Source organism: Actinoplanes sichuanensis, assembly GCF_033097365.1.
GTDB classification, from domain to species: domain Bacteria; phylum Actinomycetota; class Actinomycetes; order Mycobacteriales; family Micromonosporaceae; genus Actinoplanes; species Actinoplanes sichuanensis.
The window spans coordinates 9567464-9582507 of the sequence record NZ_AP028461.1; the positions used below are offsets into that span (position 1 = coordinate 9567464).

The 15044-nt window shown below is 69.7% G+C and carries 15 protein-coding genes; 6 read left to right on the plus strand and 9 right to left on the minus strand.

The features are described from left to right. Positions 1–11: 11 nt before the first annotated feature. Positions 12–725: an LppU/SCO3897 family protein gene (locus Q0Z83_RS43975; RefSeq protein WP_317789426.1), complete on the minus strand. Its 714-nt coding sequence runs from the start codon at positions 723–725 to the stop codon at positions 12–14. Between Q0Z83_RS43975 and Q0Z83_RS43980 the strand changes: the two genes are divergently transcribed. Further along, positions 697–1365, plus strand: a complete 669-nt coding sequence (locus tag Q0Z83_RS43980) for a prepilin peptidase (RefSeq protein ID WP_317789428.1) — start codon at positions 697–699, stop codon at positions 1363–1365. The genes Q0Z83_RS43975 and Q0Z83_RS43980 overlap by 29 nt on opposite strands. A gap of 22 nt (positions 1366–1387) precedes the next feature. Here the strand turns inward: Q0Z83_RS43980 and Q0Z83_RS43985 are convergent, their stop codons facing one another. Both Q0Z83_RS43985 and Q0Z83_RS43990 read right to left on the minus strand, forming a co-directional pair. Beyond that, positions 1388–4516, minus strand: a complete 3129-nt coding sequence (locus Q0Z83_RS43985; RefSeq protein ID WP_317797296.1) for a UvrD-helicase domain-containing protein — start codon at positions 4514–4516, stop codon at positions 1388–1390. A 65-nt stretch (positions 4517–4581) separates the two neighbouring features. Then, entirely contained in the window at positions 4582–5943 is a 1362-nt protein-coding gene (locus Q0Z83_RS43990; RefSeq protein ID WP_378078393.1) for a metallophosphoesterase, read from the minus strand. A 231-nt stretch (positions 5944–6174) separates the two neighbouring features. Between Q0Z83_RS43990 and Q0Z83_RS43995 the strand changes: the two genes are divergently transcribed. Continuing rightward, entirely contained in the window at positions 6175–7020 is an 846-nt protein-coding gene (locus Q0Z83_RS43995) for a VOC family protein (RefSeq protein WP_317789430.1), read from the plus strand. 37 nt (positions 7021–7057) lie between these two features. Here Q0Z83_RS43995 and Q0Z83_RS44000 read toward each other — a convergent pair whose 3' ends face one another. The 4 genes from Q0Z83_RS44000 to Q0Z83_RS44015 form a co-directional block, all read right to left on the minus strand. Further along, positions 7058–7618 carry a DUF6939 family protein gene (locus Q0Z83_RS44000; protein WP_317789431.1) on the minus strand — a complete coding sequence of 187 codons (561 nt, stop codon included), beginning with the start codon at positions 7616–7618 and terminating at the stop codon, positions 7058–7060. Positions 7619–7681: 63 nt separating this feature from the next. Then, on the minus strand, positions 7682–7960 hold the full coding sequence (locus Q0Z83_RS44005; RefSeq protein ID WP_378078391.1) for a MoaD/ThiS family protein: 279 nt from the start codon (positions 7958–7960) through the stop codon (positions 7682–7684). Continuing rightward, positions 7929–8948, minus strand: coding sequence for a GTP 3',8-cyclase MoaA (moaA, locus tag Q0Z83_RS44010; RefSeq protein ID WP_317789434.1), 1020 nt, complete (start codon positions 8946–8948; stop codon positions 7929–7931). The genes Q0Z83_RS44005 and moaA overlap by 32 nt, the downstream gene beginning before the upstream one ends. A 67-nt stretch (positions 8949–9015) precedes the next feature. Next, positions 9016–9900 carry a fructosamine kinase family protein gene (locus Q0Z83_RS44015; RefSeq protein WP_317789435.1) on the minus strand — a complete coding sequence of 295 codons (885 nt, stop codon included), beginning with the start codon at positions 9898–9900 and terminating at the stop codon, positions 9016–9018. 56 nt (positions 9901–9956) lie between these two features. On the opposite strand from Q0Z83_RS44015, the gene Q0Z83_RS44020 reads away from it, so the two are divergent. Beyond that, positions 9957–10457: a GNAT family N-acetyltransferase gene (locus Q0Z83_RS44020; protein ID WP_317789436.1), complete on the plus strand. Its 501-nt coding sequence runs from the start codon at positions 9957–9959 to the stop codon at positions 10455–10457. A gap of 112 nt (positions 10458–10569) precedes the next feature. Further along, positions 10570–11550, plus strand: a complete 981-nt coding sequence (locus Q0Z83_RS44025; RefSeq protein ID WP_317789437.1) for a DUF4192 domain-containing protein — start codon at positions 10570–10572, stop codon at positions 11548–11550. Between the two features lie 8 nt (positions 11551–11558). Here Q0Z83_RS44025 and Q0Z83_RS44030 read toward each other — a convergent pair whose 3' ends face one another. Continuing rightward, the gene (locus tag Q0Z83_RS44030) at positions 11559–13187 is read right to left on the minus strand and encodes an alkaline phosphatase D family protein (RefSeq protein ID WP_317789439.1); all 1629 of its coding nucleotides are present in this window, start codon (positions 13185–13187) and stop codon (positions 11559–11561) included. 38 nt (positions 13188–13225) lie between these two features. Next, positions 13226–14053: a formate dehydrogenase accessory sulfurtransferase FdhD gene (gene fdhD / locus Q0Z83_RS44035; RefSeq protein ID WP_317789441.1), complete on the minus strand. Its 828-nt coding sequence runs from the start codon at positions 14051–14053 to the stop codon at positions 13226–13228. A gap of 82 nt (positions 14054–14135) precedes the next feature. Here fdhD and mobA point away from each other — a divergent pair, with 82 nt between their 5' ends. Then, positions 14136–14735, plus strand: a complete 600-nt coding sequence (mobA, locus tag Q0Z83_RS44040) for a molybdenum cofactor guanylyltransferase (protein WP_317789442.1) — start codon at positions 14136–14138, stop codon at positions 14733–14735. Continuing rightward, positions 14732–14971, plus strand: a complete 240-nt coding sequence (locus tag Q0Z83_RS44045; RefSeq protein ID WP_317789443.1) for a DUF6457 domain-containing protein — start codon at positions 14732–14734, stop codon at positions 14969–14971. Before mobA ends, Q0Z83_RS44045 begins: the two co-directional genes overlap by 4 nt. Positions 14972–15044: the final 73 nt, after the last annotated feature.

A 15044-nucleotide genomic window follows, 5' to 3' on the forward strand; every position in this document is an offset into this window, starting at 1 on the left:
GCTAGAAAGCGCTAGACGGGTTCATACTCGCGCAGGCACAGGACGAAATCGACGTCGTCGTACTCGGTGTCGTAGTAGTACCACTTGGTGTATTTAGGGACGGTTGCACACTTCCGTACCGCATCGCGCTCGCCCGTGGTCCGGCCGTCGATGCGCTTCAAAATCTCGTAGGTGTTGGCCGTGCACACGACGATCCGCAGCTTCGGTTCGGTGTTCGTGCCCTCGTTGCGGACACACTGGCCCTTCGCCGCGAACCTGGCGTCCGCACTGGTCTGCGGCCGTGCACCGGGCACCGCCGGAGCCGTCACGGCGGTGGTGGAACCGGACACCGGCTCCTTCTTGCCGCCCAGCGTGAACCAGGCCGCGGTCGCCACCCCACCACCGATCAGCACGCTCAGCGCGGCGACCGTGGCGCCCATCGCGAACCCTCGCCGGGCGGGCGGCTTCTTCCACTCGGGTTTCTGCCACTCCGGCGGCGGCGCGAACGCCGGCTGTTGCGGAATATCCTGCGCGTGCCCGCCCCACGGGTCCGAGGGCTCCGAATATGGCTGCTCAGGGCTACCGCTCGGCCATGCCTGACCAGGGTAAGGCCCGTTCTGCGACATCGGGGGTCCCTCCAGAAGCGATTTACGCCGCCTGACACCGTAGCGTGCGCCGGACAATCGGATACCTTTCACCTTCGTGTCGTCACAACTGGTGATCTTGTCGATGCTCTTCGGCGCCACGGCCGGAGCGTTCCTGCCCCGGATCGCGCACCGGCTGACCGTTCCCTTCGGATCACCGGCCCGCTCCGCGTGCGGGCGGTGCGGGCGGGCGTACCCATCGGGAGCGGCCGGCTGGCTCCACACGGGCCCGGCCTGTGGTGTCGGCGGGCACTGGCCGACGGTGACGTTCGCGGTGATCGCCGGAGCGCTGGCGGCCGCGCTCGGGCCGGTCCCGCAACTGCCGGTCCACCTGCTCGCGGCGATCCCCGGCCTGTTGCTGGCGATGATCGACCTGGGTTGTCTGCGACTGCCGGACCGGTTGGTGGGCGTGTTCGTGCTGGTCGGCGGGATCCCGCTCGCCCTGCTCGCGCCGGACCGGATCGTCCCGGCGCTGGCCGCGGGCCTGCTGGTGGGCGCCGCCTATCTGGCGATCGCCCTGCTACCCGGGCACGGACTCGGCCTCGGCGACGTGAAACTGGGCGCGGCACTGGCGTTCCTGCTCGGGTTCGCGGGGTGGCCGGCGGTGGCCGTCTGCCTCGGCACCGCCCACCTGCTCAACGGTGTGGTCGCCGCCTGGTTGCTGGTGACCCGGAAAGGTCGGCCGATCCCGTTCGGGCCCGCGCTCCTCGCCGGATTCCTGCTGGCCGCCACCACAGTCTGAGCCGCCGGCCCCGGCCGGCTCTTCACAGCAGCCTCAGCTGTCGATCCTTCGGGCGGGCCGGGGCGGCCTCGCCCAGCTTCTCGAAAAGTCCGGAATCGATCACATCGAGGAACGGGGTCGGAGACTGCTCCCGCTCGCTGCCGTGCCGGAACCGCTTCGCCGAGTTGCTGACGTAGAGCCGGTCCTGGGCGCGGGTCAGGCCGACGAAGAACAGCCGCCTCTCCTCGGCGACCTCATCCTCTGACGGCGTCGAGCCGGGCCAGCGCAGCGGCAGCAGTCCGTCCTCACAGCCGACCAGGAACACCACCGGGAACTCCAGGCCCTTCGCGGCGTGCAGGGTCAGCAGGTTGACCGCCTCGGCCCGTGGATCCAGAGCGTCCACCTCGGCGCCGGTCGCCAGTTGCTGAAGGAAGAGCGGAAGGTCGTCGTCGACCCGGTTGGCCAGCGGCAGCAGCAGTTCGGCGGCGAGCCGGACGTCCTCGGGGGCGAGCTGATCACCGTCCAGGGTCGGCGCCGCGTACCGCTGGGACAGCGCCTGACCGGCCGCCTTCACCCGGGCCGGCAGCGGCCCACCCGTACCACCGGCATGCCGCAGCTCTCGGGCGATCTCCGCGACACCCGGACGGTCCCGCAGCCGGTTGTGTGAGCGCTTCTGCACCGGGACACCGGCACGGGACAGCGCGTCCACGATCGGCCCGGACTGGGCGTCGGTACGGTAGAGCACCGCGATGTCCGAGAACGACAGGTTGCCGACGGTGGCGGCCCGGGAATCGACCCGGCCCGAGTCGAGCGAACGGTGCGACAGCCCACCGACCAACTCGTCGATCGTCCGAACTACGAAGTCAGCCTCGTCGGCGACACTGCGGGCCGCATAGCGCCCGACCAGCGATGCCTCCGGATCGAGCCGGGCCGGATCCAGCCGGCGGCCGCTGACCAGTGTCGACGGCGCGATGGCCTGCACCGCGGCGGCCAGGATCGGTGCCGACGACCGGTAGTTACGGGTCAGCCGGACCAGGCGGGCGTCCACGAAGTCGGCGTTGAAACGGAGGAAGTACCGCACGTCGGCACCACGGAACGAGTAGATCGCCTGATCCGGGTCGCCGATCGCGCACAGGTTGCCGTCCGGCGGGCTGAGCAGGCGCAACAGCTCATACTGCAACTCGTCGACGTCCTGATACTCATCCACGAAGATCCACTGCCAGCGCCTGCGGTACTTCTCGACCAGCGCCGGATCCTCGCGAAGTAGCGCCACCGGCACGCCGATCAGATCGTCCAGGTCGACCAGATCCTGCTGGCGCAGCAGCTTCCGGTACGCCGCGTCGTCGTCACCGGCCTGCTCCCGGGCCTGGGCCTGTTCGTGCTCGTCGGCGATCCGCCAGCCCGAACCGAGCCCGGCCGCCTTCGCGTTCTCCTTCAGCACGGTCAGGCCCAGCGAATGGAACGTGCCCACGGTGATGTCCTCGGCCACGTCCCCGAGCAGCGCCTCCAGACGCTCCTTCAGCTCGGCGGCGGCCCGCCGGGTGAACGTGATCGCCAGGCAGCGCTCCGGGAAGACGCCCAGTTCGGCGCAGAGGTACGCGATCCGGTGCGTCAGCGTCCGCGTCTTGCCGGTGCCCGGGCCCGCGACGATCAGCAGCGGCCCGCCGGGCGCCGACGCGGCCACCCGCTGCATCGCGTCCAGGCGGTCCAGCAAGCCGGTGCCGACCTCCTCCATGCCGGCGAGCATCGGCTCGAACGGCTCGTGCGGACTCGGCGGCGGAGCCAGCGGCGGCGGGGCCGGTTTGTCCTTCACCGGCTTGGCCTTCGGTTTCACCGGCGCCGACTCGGCTTTCGGCTTCGGCTGCGCGGGTGAGGCGGGGAAGTCGAAGAGCGTCTCCGTCTGCGGAGCGCTGCTGCGGTTGCGCAGTTCACCCGGGTCGAACAGGGTGATCACGCCGTACTCGCCGTCATAACCGGGCACCCGCCGCACGTCGCCGCGCCGGAGCCGGGTGATCGCCTCACGCAGCTCGTCGCCGCCGGCCTTGCCGATCTCGTCGACCGGCACCTTGCGGAGAATGTCCAGCTCCGCGCCGAGCGTCGCGACCAGATGGTTGAGCTGGGACTCGACGGTCTTCGACTTAGGGCCGACGCCGTGGATCTCACCGATGATCTCGTGCAGCTGGATCAGGTGCTCGACGTGGTCGTCCTTGTGGAAACCGAGCGGACGGTCGGCCAGATCCTCGACCCGGCTCAACACACCGACCGTCAGCGGGCGGCCGCACTCCGGGCAACGGCCGTTCGACGCACGGGTCTTCGCCGGCTCCCAGTTCACCCCGCAGGCCCGGTGGCCGTCGGCGTGATACTTGCCCTCCTCCGGGAAGAACTCCAGCGTCCCGGCCAGGCCGATGCCGTCTTTCACCGCGAAGTAGTCGGGTGTGCCGGTGAACAGGGTGGCCTCACGGGCCAGGGCGGCCGGCGAATGCGCGTCCGAGTTGGAGACCAGGCGGTACCGGTCGAGGCTGGAGACCCGCCAGTTCATCTCCGGGTCCGACGAGAGGCCGGTCTCCACCGCGGTCACGTGCTCGGCCAGATCGGCATAGCAGTCGGCGATCGCGTCGAACCCCGACTTCGAACCCAACGCCGAGAACCACGGGGTCCAGATGTGCGCCGGGATCAGATAGCCGCCCGCCTCCAGGGTGATCTCCAGGAGATTGCGCGAGTCCAGACCCAGGATGGGCCGGCCGTCCGCGGTCAGGTTGCCGATCCTGCCCAGCGCAGTGTTGATCTTCTCGACCGACTCGAAATCGGGCGCGTAGAGCAGGTGATGCACCTTGCGGGTCTTGTCGTCGCGCTTGTAGATCGTCGAGATCTCCACGCTCAACATGAACCGGGCCGGTGTGGTGCCGCGCAGCGAACCCGGAAGGCGCTTGGTGACCGGTTTCTCGTCGGTGAGCCGGAACAGACCGGGCTCGGCCGGCTCCAGGCTCTCCTTGAGGTGCTCGAACCAGGCCGGGTGAGTGAAGTCCCCGGTGCCCAGCAGGGCGATGCCCTTACGCCGGGCCCACCAGGCCAGGTTGGGCAGCGTCAGATCACGGCTGCAGGCCCGCGAGAAGCGCGAATGAATGTGCAGGTCCGCCACATATGTATCCGTGCTGACCTTCACGCCCCGCATCCTGTCATGGCCGTCGGTCTCGCCTTGCTTCGCCACGCTCAAACACACTTACCGATCTTGATGGGTTATGCCACACGCAATTCGATGACCGTGACCTGCGGGGGTGCGCCCACACGCACCGGTGGGCCCCAGAAACCCGCACCGTTGGTCACGTAGACCGGCACGCCGTCCACCTCCCCGAAGCCGGAGACTACCGGCTGCTGAAGTTTCACGAGCAGGTTGAACGGAGCCATCTGGCCGCCGTGTGTGTGACCGGAGACTTGGAGATCCACCCCGTAGGGAGCGGCGTCCACGGCGGCCACCGGCTGGTGGGCCATCAGCACCACCGGCCGGGCGGTGTCCCGATCGCCCAGCGCGCGGGCGAAATCCGGGGCGTCGCCCTGGTCCGCGCCACTCAGGTCGTTGACGCCGGCCAGGTCCAGCCCGTCGATCGCCACCCGCTCGTTGCGCAGCGGCTTGATCCCCAACCGGGCCACCTCTTCGACCCATTCCTCGGCGCCGGAGTAATACTCGTGGTTACCGGTCACGAAGAACGCCCCGTGCCGGGACTCGATCCCGGCCAGCGGCGCGGCGAACCGGCCCAATTCGGCCACACTGCCGTCGACCAGGTCGCCGACGACGCACACCAGGTCCGCGTTCACCGAATTGATCACCTGAACGATGCGCTGCGCGTGGTTCACCCCGGTCAGCGGCCCGATGTGAATGTCCGAGACCACCGCCACCCGGGTGCCGTCCATCGCCCTCGGGAGCTTGGCCATCGGCATCTGGAAACGGTCGATCTGCGGGGCGCTGGTCGCGGTCTTCACGCCATAGCCGGTGATGCCGGCCGCGGTCAGTCCCGCGAAGATCGCCGTGCCTCGGGCCAGCAGCAGCCGCCGCTCGATTCCCCGTTTCTCCTCGGCGTCCGGTTCCGGCGCGTCAGCACCGCCCGAGTCCTGCTTCCGCACAGCTCCAGGTTCGTCGCCGTCCGGCGTCTCGGCGGTCGTCGCCTGCTCCGCCGTCGCGGTTCCGACCGGCCCACCTGCGCCGACCGTTGGTTGCGGGTCGCCTGCGCCGACCGCCGGTTGTGGCGCGCCTCCGCCCGTCAGGGCCGTCGGCCGCGGCTCGGCCGCGGTCTCCCGATCGGGGACGCGGATCGGTGCGGGTGCGCCGCTGGTCGCGGTTCCTGCCTTCTTCGCGGTACGCCCGGAGCCCGCCCACAGGCGCATCAGCACCAGTCGCGGAACCTCCAGCACCAGCAGTGTCACGAGCAGGTAGAACATCACGGCGATCCACAGATAGCCGGGCCACGAAAGCCACTTGAAGTAACCGGCCCGGACCCCGATGAACGTCAGCGGAGTGAGCACACCGAGCGCCACCGCCACGATCGTCCCGGCCCGGCGCCCCCAACCCGGACGCAGCGGGTCACGAACCAGCCGTTTCCACAGGTAGAAGTGGATCAAGCCGACGATCAGCAGAATCACCACGAAGAAAACGAACAACCCGAACCCTCCCCAGCCGTCCACTCTCGTGGAGGCACCCCCAACTTGCCCGACCAAGTGTCCCCGAACGCCTGACTCTCCCGGCATCGGCGACGCACCCGTTCCTCAGCGGTGTCTCAGCATGGGTGTGCCTGTTGCCGGTCGGCACCGTTGCCTCGAATCTGGAAGCCTGACCGGATGGAACGTTTTCTGACCCGACGCGAAGCCTCCGAAGCAGTCGCCGACCAGGGCTGGCGTTTCGTATTGGGCACCTTGCGCACCTCCGTGCCGGTCTCTTCCCTCGCCGAGGCCGCCGCGGCCGGCACCCGCGCGGTCGAGGCCTGTGGGGCCGACGCCGACGAACACCTGCGTCTGGACCTCCGTCCGAACCGGGTGAGCCTCACTCTGCGACCGCGGGCCTTCGGCGGCGTGACCGCCCGCGACACCGAACTGGCCGGCCGGATCACTGAAGCCCTCCACAACCTCGGCCTGACAACCACCCCTGGAGACATACACCCGGGCACCTCCCGCACGGAGGGCTCGACCCGGTTGGCGAACAGGTCGGCGCTCTCGACGTCGGTGGCGACAGGTTCGGAGGGTTCGACCCGGTTGGCGAACAGGTCGGTGCCCTCGACGTCGGTGGCGACAAGTCCGGTGCCCTCGATCCCGGTGGCGGCCAGGTCGGTGCAGGAGTGGGAGATCGCCATCGACGCGTTGGACATCGTTTCGGTGCGCCCGTTCTGGAAGGCGGTGCTCGGATACACCGACGAGACCGGCAAGCACGGCCCCGAAGACCGTCTCGTCGACCCCTGGCGCCAGGGCCCGGCGGTCTGGTTTCAGCGGATGACCGAGCCGCGCCCGCAGCGCAACCGCATCCATTTCGACATCAGCGTCCCGCACGACGAGGCACCGGGTCGCATCGCCGCCGCACTCGCCGCAGGTGGTCATCTGGTCTCCGAGGAGTGGGCGCCGTCCTTCTGGGTCCTCGCCGACCGGGAGGGCAACGAAGTCTGCGTGACCACCTGGCAGGGCCGTGACCCCTGACCCACCGGAGACCATCACCTCACCCGACGACCAGGGCTCATGGCGGCGTCTCGGTCGGCCAACGGCCGGTGAGGTGGTGGGCGAGGAGCGCGGCGTGGGAGAGCGGGCTCGAGGTGTCCGCCGGGTCGCCGTTGGTGGTGTAGTCGAGAAGGACCAGCCCGCCACCGGCCAGTGCTCCCAGCCGATCGACCAGGTCGGAGAGCCGATGCTCAAGCACCCAGCGATAGGCCGGCAGGTAGATCTGCCGACGGGCCGTCGAATAATCCAGCAGGGTCTCGCCGTCGAGCCCGGCCCGGTGCCCGCGGACCGGACCGAACCGGCGGACCGTCCGCTTCAGCCCGGTCATCGACGTCACCGACAGTTTGGTCGGGTCGACGTCGGAGTGCTCGAAGACCTTGAGTGCCTGCCAGATGCCCTCCACCGAGGCGCCGACGTTGCCGGGACTGAGCGGAACCGGAATCCCACCGTGCGGATAGAACGGGCTCAGTCGCACCCATGGCTCGGGCCCACGTGAGGTCACGTCGACGATGGTGGCGCCCGGAAACGCCGCCCGCACCGACTCGGGTTTACGCCGGCGACTCGCGACGTGAATTGGCATCCCAACCTCCCTCAGGCCTCGCCGGACATGCTGCCCGAGGGGTACGACAAAAAGTGGCGGTGATCAGCCGCCGGCGAACGGGGGCAGGACGTCGACAGTCGTCCCCGCCGGGAGCGCGGCTGTGCGGTCGTGGCAGGCGAGTCCGTCGACGAGGAAGCTGGCCGCCTTCATCACCAGGGCCAGCCGCTCACCATGGCGGTCGGCCAGCAGTTGGGTCAGCTCCTCGATGGTGGCGGCCTCGACCGACTCGCTGGACGTGCCGCCGGCAGCGGCACGAGCCCCGGCGAAGTAGCGGACCGTGAGCACGGACTCAGCCTCCGATCGCGGACATGGGTCTGGCAGGCTGCAGAAACGTCGGGTCGTCGATGCCGTGCCCGGCCCGTTTGCCCCACATGGCGGCCCGCCAGGCGTCGGCTATCTCCGAGTCGGAGGCCCCGCCGCGAAGCAGTTTGCGCAGGTCACTCTCCTCGGTGGCGAAGAGACAGTTACGAACCTGACCGTCCGCGGTGAGTCGGGTGCGGTCACAGTCGCCACAGAACGGCCGGGTCACACTGGCGATGACACCCACCCGGGCCGGCTCGCCGGCCGCGTCGACATGGCCCGGCACCAACCAGGTCTCGGCCGGCGCCGTTCCACGTGAAACATCGTCTGGCTGTAGATCGAACGGCTCCAGCGCGGCCAGGATCTCCTCGGCCGTGACCATCTCCCGCCGGTCCCACTGGTGCTGAGCGTCCAGTGGCATCTGCTCGATGAACCGGAGCTGATAACCGTGGTCGAGAGCAAACTGCAGCAGGGCAGGTGCCTCGTCGTCGTTGACCCCGCGCATCAGCACCGTATTGATTTTCACGGGCGTGAGACCGGCGGCGGCCGCGGCACGTAGCCCGGCCAGCACGTCGGAGTGCCGATCGCGCAGGGTGAGCGTGTGGAATCGGACCGGATCGAGTGTGTCGAGTGAGACATTCACCCGGTGTAGCCCGGCGTCACGCAGCGGACCGGCGATCCGGTCCAACCCGATCCCGTTCGTGGTGACCGACAGCTTGGGCCGTGGGTCGAGCCGTGCCGCGTCCTCGACGATGCTCACCAGCCCGCGCCGGATCAGCGGCTCACCACCGGTGAACCGGACCTCGGTGACCCCCAGTTGCTCGACCGCGATGCGGACGAGTCGTTTCACCTCGTCGTCGGTGAGTTGCTGCGGCTGCGGCATCCACGCCAGGCCCTCGGCGGGCATGCAGTACGTACAGCGCAGATTGCATCGATCCGTGAGTGAGACACGGAGATCGGTGGCGATGCGACCGAACCGGTCGGCGAGCACGGTCACACGCGCCGCCACAGCGGCTCGGCTGATCCCCGGGAGATGCGCACGAATCGAATCTAGCCGTTTCTGATGCCTACTGCCTCTAGGCATATCGTCCTGTGGACAACGCGTCGGCCGCGTCGCGTACCCCGGACCGATATGCGCTGCCGAAAGCGGCGGTGTGCACCAGCCACAAATGCAGTTGGTGCAGCGGGACACGATCCTGCCAGCCGTCGGCCAACGGTGATTCCTCCTGGTATGCGGCGAGGATGCGGTCCAGGTGGGGAGCACCGCCGAACATCGCGAGTGTCGCCAGGTCGGTTTCGCGGTGGCCGCCGTGCGCTGCCGGGTCGACGAGCCAGGCCCGGCCGTCGGCCGCCCACAGCAGATTTCCCGGCCACAGGTCGCCGTGGATTCGTGCGGGCGGTTCGCTTCCGCCGTACCGATGCAGGGTTTTGATGATCTTCTCGACCGAGGCGAGGTCGGACGCGTCGAGCGCTCCGCGATCAAAAGAGATCTTGAGGTACGGGTCGAGCCGCCGCTCCGCGAACCAGGACGCCCAGGATTCGCCGCGGGTGTTGTCCAGCGGCAGCGGCCCGATGTATCCGGGCAGCTCAGCCCCGAAGAAATCGGCACCGGACCGATGCAGCCGGGCCAGGTCGCGACCGAATCGTTCAGCAGCCTCGAGGGTGGATTCGCCGGGTTCAACCCATTCCATCGCGAGGATCTCGGGCAGCGCGACCAGCACCTCCGGAACCGGCACCGTCCCGGCCGCGCGCAGCCATGCGAGACCGGCCGCCTCAGCCGCGAACATGCCGTCCGGGGCGGGTCCGGACGGCCACGTCTTCGCGAAGATCGACGCGCCGTCGTCGAGAGTCAGCCGGCTCGCCGAGCAGACGCCCGAGTGCACTGGTGTCTCACGAATGCGTTGATGTGTCAGAAATGTCGGGAGATGCTGGGGGTGCGTGCGCAGGTACGCCATGTCCACCTGGTTATCTTGCGCTTCCCGTGACGTACGTCTCCATTCCGAGGCAAGATGGCGACATGACCCCTGTCGTAGTGCGCTCGTACCGGCCGAGTGATCACTCCGCGTGCCGGCGTCTGTGGGCCGAGTTGTCCCGCCAGCACAACGAGATGTACGGCGAGCACAGGGATGACGGCGGTGCCGGGTTCGAGGAGTATCTGACCCGGCTGGACCTCTCCGGACTGTGGGTCTCCGATCACGCCGACGACGGAGTGATCGGGATGGTCGGCCTGATCATGCGAGGCCGGGCCGGCGAGGTCGACCCGGTCGTCGTGACGATCACCCATCGGCACAAGGGTGTCGGCCGCAAGCTGCTGCAACACGTCGCCGCGGAGGCCAAGCGCCGCAACATGACCGCGCTGACCATCTCCCCCGAATCGCGCAACATCGAGGCGATCCGCAGTCTGCACGCGGCCGGATACGACGTGGTCTCGTCGATCGAATTGACGATGGACCTGGAACGGCACACCCACCCCTGGCACCACGGCCTGGAGCTGCACGAGTTGCCCTTCCGGTCGTAGAAGCCGGTCACCTGGGGTTTTCTGTTCGCAGACTGTGGACGAACCGGCGTGTCGTCCACAGCTGAGACGCGAGGCAGGCGGCCCGGGCCGCCGAGCGGCCACGCTGGCCGGCATGAAAGCCGACACCACCATCGTCGTCCGCGATTCCGGCGAGCTCGTCGCGGTCCTGCCGTTCCTGATGGGCTACCACCCGCACGATGCCGTCGCGCTGGTCGGCATGCGTCACGGCCGGCTCGACTTCGGCGCGTGCTTCGATCTGCCGCCGCCCGACGTCGACGACGCGGAGCTGCAGAGTGGGGCTGCGGACGCGGCCGCCGCGGCCCTGCGGCAGACGCCCGACCACGTGGTGATCATCGGCTACGGCCCGCCGGAGCGGGTGACCTCGGTGGTTCTGCGGGTCGCCGAGGCGCTGCAGGTGGTCGGAGTCCGGATCGACGACGTCCTGCGCGTGCACGACGGTCGCTGGTGGTCCTATGCGTGCGACGACCAGGGCTGCTGCCCGGCCGAGGGCACCCCCTGCCTGCCGCCGGACAGTGCGATCGCGGCTGAGGCGACCTATCGCGGCCAGGTGGCCCTGCCCAGCCGCCGCGACCTGGTCGCCCAGCTGGCGCCGGTGGAGGGGCCGGAGCGGGCGGCCATGGGTGTCGCCACCGAGCGGGCCCGCAGCCGATTCGACGGCCTGCTGGAGGGCCCCGGGGTCGAGAAACGGATCCGGCAGGCCGGCCGTCTCGCCGTCCGTGAGGCGGAGAAGCGGTACCGCTCCGGTGGGGTCCTCACCGACGCCGAGACGGCCTGGCTCGGGGTGCTGCTGTCCGACCTCTCGGTCGAGGACTACGCCGCCGACCGGACCGGCCCGCACGAGTGGCGGGCCGGTCTCTGGACCGACGTGCTGCGCCGGGTCGAGCCGGTCCACGTCCCGGCGCCCGCCTGCCTGCTCGGCCTCACCGCCTGGCAGCTGGGCCGGGGCGCGCTGGCCCGGGTCGCCGTGGACCGGGCACTGGACGCGGAGCCCGGCCACGAGTTCGCCGGCATGCTGCATCAACTGCTCGGGTTCGCCATCCCTCCGGAAATCGTGCGGCGATGGCGGCGATGACCGGCCGGTCAGGGGCGTTCGGTCTCCTGCCGGACCGTCTCCTCGCCGAGGTCCGCGCTGCGCAGTGCGGCGCCGGGCGTCGGGTTGTCGGCGATCTTGTGCAGGGCGGGCACCCGGTCCTCGATCACGAAGGTGGCCCGGGTGTGCGCCGGCGCGCCAGGTGTCGTCACGTAGGGCAGCACCACGAAGTCGGCGGTCAGCGACTCCGGCGTGATCCGGGTCCGGACGTAACCGCGCTGGTTGTTGTAGAAGCGCAGGTGCGGGTTCCAGGCCGCCCAGCTGTGATTGCCACTGGGCACATCGGCCCCGTTACCGCCGGAGGTGATCGACGAGCAGACCAGTTCGGTGCCGACGGTCCGCGAGGTCGGGTCGTTCCAGTCCAGCTTGAGCTCGTCGGCCCAGTGCGCATGCACGTCGCCGGTCAGCACCACCGGGTTACGGACGCCGGCGTCCACCCAGCCGCGGGTGATCCGGTCCCGCGAGCCCTGGTACCCGTCCCACGAGTCCATGCTGAGCACCTTCTGCGGGCCGGAGTTGTTGTCCCGCTGCCCGAAGAAGACCTGCTGCCCGAGGATGTCCCAGCGCGCGGTGGACCGGTGGAAACCGTCGAGCAGCCACTTCTCCTGCTCGGCGCCGGTGATCGAGCGGGCCGGGTCGGACGCGGCGGGACAGTCCTTGTAGCCGTCGCCACACCCCTGGTCGTCGCGGTACTGCCGGGTGTCGAGCATGTGGAAGGTGGCCAGCCGGCCCCAGTGCAACCGGCGGTAGAGTTGCATGTCGATGCCCTTCGGGACCGAGGTCCGGCGCAGCGGCATGTTCTCGTAGTACGCCTGGAACGCGGCGGCACGGCGAGCGAGGAAGTTCGGGTCGGGCTGCTCGGGCACCTCGTCGGCCCAGTTGTTCTCGGTCTCGTGGTCGTCCCACACCACCGCCCACGGCGCGGCCGCGTGCGCCGCCTGGAGGTCGAGGTCGGTCTTGTACTGGGCGTGCCGCTGCCGGTAGTCGGCCAGCGTCACCGTCTCCGGACCCTCGTGATCGCGCGGGTTCCCGCCGGGGATGTTGTACGTGTCCGGGGCGTATTCGTACTGGTAGTCGCCGAGGTGCAGGATCAGGTCCGGCGCGTCCTCGGCCAGCCTGCGGTACGCGGTGAAGTAGCCGTGCTCGAACTGCGAGCACGACACGAACGCCATCGCCAGCGACGCCTCGCGGGTCCAACGTGCCGGTGCGGTGCGGGTCCGGCCCACCGGCGAGACGAAGCGCTCGGCCCGAAAGCGGTAGAAGAACTCGCGGCCCGGCGCGAGTCCGTCCAACTCGACGTGCACGCTGTGCGCACGGTCCGGCCGGGCATGGGCGACACCCCGGCGGACGATCTTGCGGAATCGTCCGTCGGCGGCGAGTTCCCAGGCCACCGGCACGGTCCGGTACGGCATGCCGCCGAGACCGTCCGCGGCCGACGGGGTCGGAGCGAGACGGGTCCACAGCACGAAACCGTCAGGCGACGGGTCACCCGACGCGACGCCGAGGGTGAACGGGTCGGTCCGGAGCGGACCCCGGTACGGCGTGATGGCGCCGGCCAGCGGGATGACGGTGGCGGCACCGGCCGCCGTGGTCAGCAGGGTGCGGCGAGATATCGGCATGCGTCGAAGCGTTCGCGATGCGGGTTAACGACAACTGGTCAGACGGTGACGCGATGAGCCCCGGCATAGATGTTCATGCGCGGTTCGCGAAGGAATCCGACAAGTGTCATGCCGGATTCCTCGGCCAGCTCGACGGCCAGGGTGCTCGGCGCGGAGACCGCGGCCAGCAGTGGCAACCCGGCCATCCAGGCCTTCTGGGTGAGCTCGAAACTGGCCCGGCCGGAAACCAGCAGCACGTGCCCGGCCAGCGGCAGTCGGCCCTCCCGCAATGCCCAGCCGAGCACCTTGTCGACCGCGTTGTGTCGGCCCACGTCCTCGCGCAGGACCAGGAGATCGCCGGCCGCGGTGAACAGGCCCGCCGCGTGCAGGCCCCCGGTCCGGTCGAAGGTGCGCTGGGCCGCCCGCAGCTTGGGCGGCAGCCCGGCCAGCGTCAGCGCCGCGATCTCCATCGGATCCGCGGCCACGTCGAACCGCGACTTGGTCCGCACCGCGTCGATGCTCGCCTTCCCGCACACGCCGCACGAGCTGGTGGTGTAGAAGTTGCGGGTCGGATCGGTCACCGGCGGCGGCACCGACGGGTCGAGGACCACATCCACCACGTTGTACGTGTTAGGCGTATCAGTACCGGCGCAGAGCTGTGCGGTCGTCACGTCCGAGGCCTCGCCGATGATGCCCTCGCTCAGCAGAAACCCCATCGCCAGATCGATGTCGTGGCCGGGTGTGCGCATGGTCACTGCCAGCGGCCGCTTGCGCACCCGAATCTCCAGCGGCTCCTCGGCGGCCAGGTGATCCTGGCGGCTACGCCTGCCGGAAGGCGCTGTGACATCGACGGTGACGACCGTGCGACGACCCGCGGACCTGCTCATAGCGGGAGCTTACGGGGTCCCCCGAAGGCGTCGAACCGAGCGCGTGGTCACACCCGCCACCCGCTCGGGATACGGTACTCACGTGGGGGGATTCGCGGCGGTGGTCTTGGCCGGTGGTGCGGCACGGCGAATGGGTGGTGCCGACAAGCCGACCCTTACCGTTGCCGGTCAGTCGATGCTCACCCGGGTGCTGGCGGCGGTGCACGACGCCGACCCCCGTGTGGTGGTCGGGCGAATACCCGCCGACTTCCCGGTTCCGGTGCACGTCACGCGTGAGGAACCCGCTGGTGGCGGCCCTGTCGCGGCTGCCTCGGCGGGGCTGGCGCTGGTGCCCGCGCACGTCACCTTCACCGCCCTGCTCGCCGCCGACCTGCCGCTGTTGACCGGTGAGGCGGTCGACGTGCTGCGGCTCACCCTGGAGTCGGCACCGATGGAGGGCGCGGTCTATCGCGACACCGACGGGCACCTTCAGACGCTCTGCGGGGTGTGGCGGACCGCCGGGCTACGGGCCGCACTCGACCGGGTCGCCGAGTCCCGTGGCGGGCTGCACGGCGCGCCGGTGCGGGCGTTGCTCGAGCACGCCCGGGTGGCCGAGGTGTCCTGGCGTCGGCCGGGGCCGCCGCCCTGGTTCGACTGCGACACCGATGACGATCTGCGGACCGCGGAGGAGTGGGCCCGATGAGCGAGATGGACGACTGGGTCGCCGAGGTCAGTGCCGAGCTCGGGCTGGGTGGCGCGGTGGTGCCGGTGAAAGAGGTGCTCGACGTGGCCCGGGATGTGGCGCACAACGTCCTGCGGCCGGGGGCGCCGGTTTCGGCGTACCTCCTCGGACTCGCTGTCGGGGCCGGGGCCGATCCGGCCGAAGCGGCCGCCAAGATCAGCGCCTTGGCACTGCGTCGAGCCGCGCCCGAAAGCTGACGTCGAAGCGGTTCCACCCTGGACATTCGGGATAGGGATGGGACGGGCGTCCACGGCCCGTCGTCGCTCGATA

Excerpts from the sequence above, each read along its gene's own strand:
- fdhD (WP_317789441.1), bottom strand. The coding sequence starts at position 14,053 with ATGAGCAGGTCCGCGGGTCGTCGCACGGTCGTCACCGTCGATGTCACA.
- Q0Z83_RS44045 (WP_317789443.1), top strand. The coding sequence starts at position 14,732 with ATGAGCGAGATGGACGACTGGGTCGCCGAGGTCAGTGCCGAGCTCGGG.
- Q0Z83_RS44020 (WP_317789436.1), top strand. The coding sequence starts at position 9,957 with ATGACCCCTGTCGTAGTGCGCTCGTACCGGCCGAGTGATCACTCCGCG.
- Q0Z83_RS44030 (WP_317789439.1), bottom strand. The coding sequence starts at position 13,187 with ATGCCGATATCTCGCCGCACCCTGCTGACCACGGCGGCCGGTGCCGCC.
- Q0Z83_RS43985 (WP_317797296.1), bottom strand. The coding sequence starts at position 4,516 with ATGCGGGGCGTGAAGGTCAGCACGGATACATATGTGGCGGACCTGCAC.
- Q0Z83_RS44000 (WP_317789431.1), bottom strand. The coding sequence starts at position 7,618 with ATGCCAATTCACGTCGCGAGTCGCCGGCGTAAACCCGAGTCGGTGCGG.
- Q0Z83_RS43995 (WP_317789430.1), top strand. The coding sequence starts at position 6,175 with ATGGAACGTTTTCTGACCCGACGCGAAGCCTCCGAAGCAGTCGCCGAC.
- Q0Z83_RS44025 (WP_317789437.1), top strand. The coding sequence starts at position 10,570 with ATGAAAGCCGACACCACCATCGTCGTCCGCGATTCCGGCGAGCTCGTC.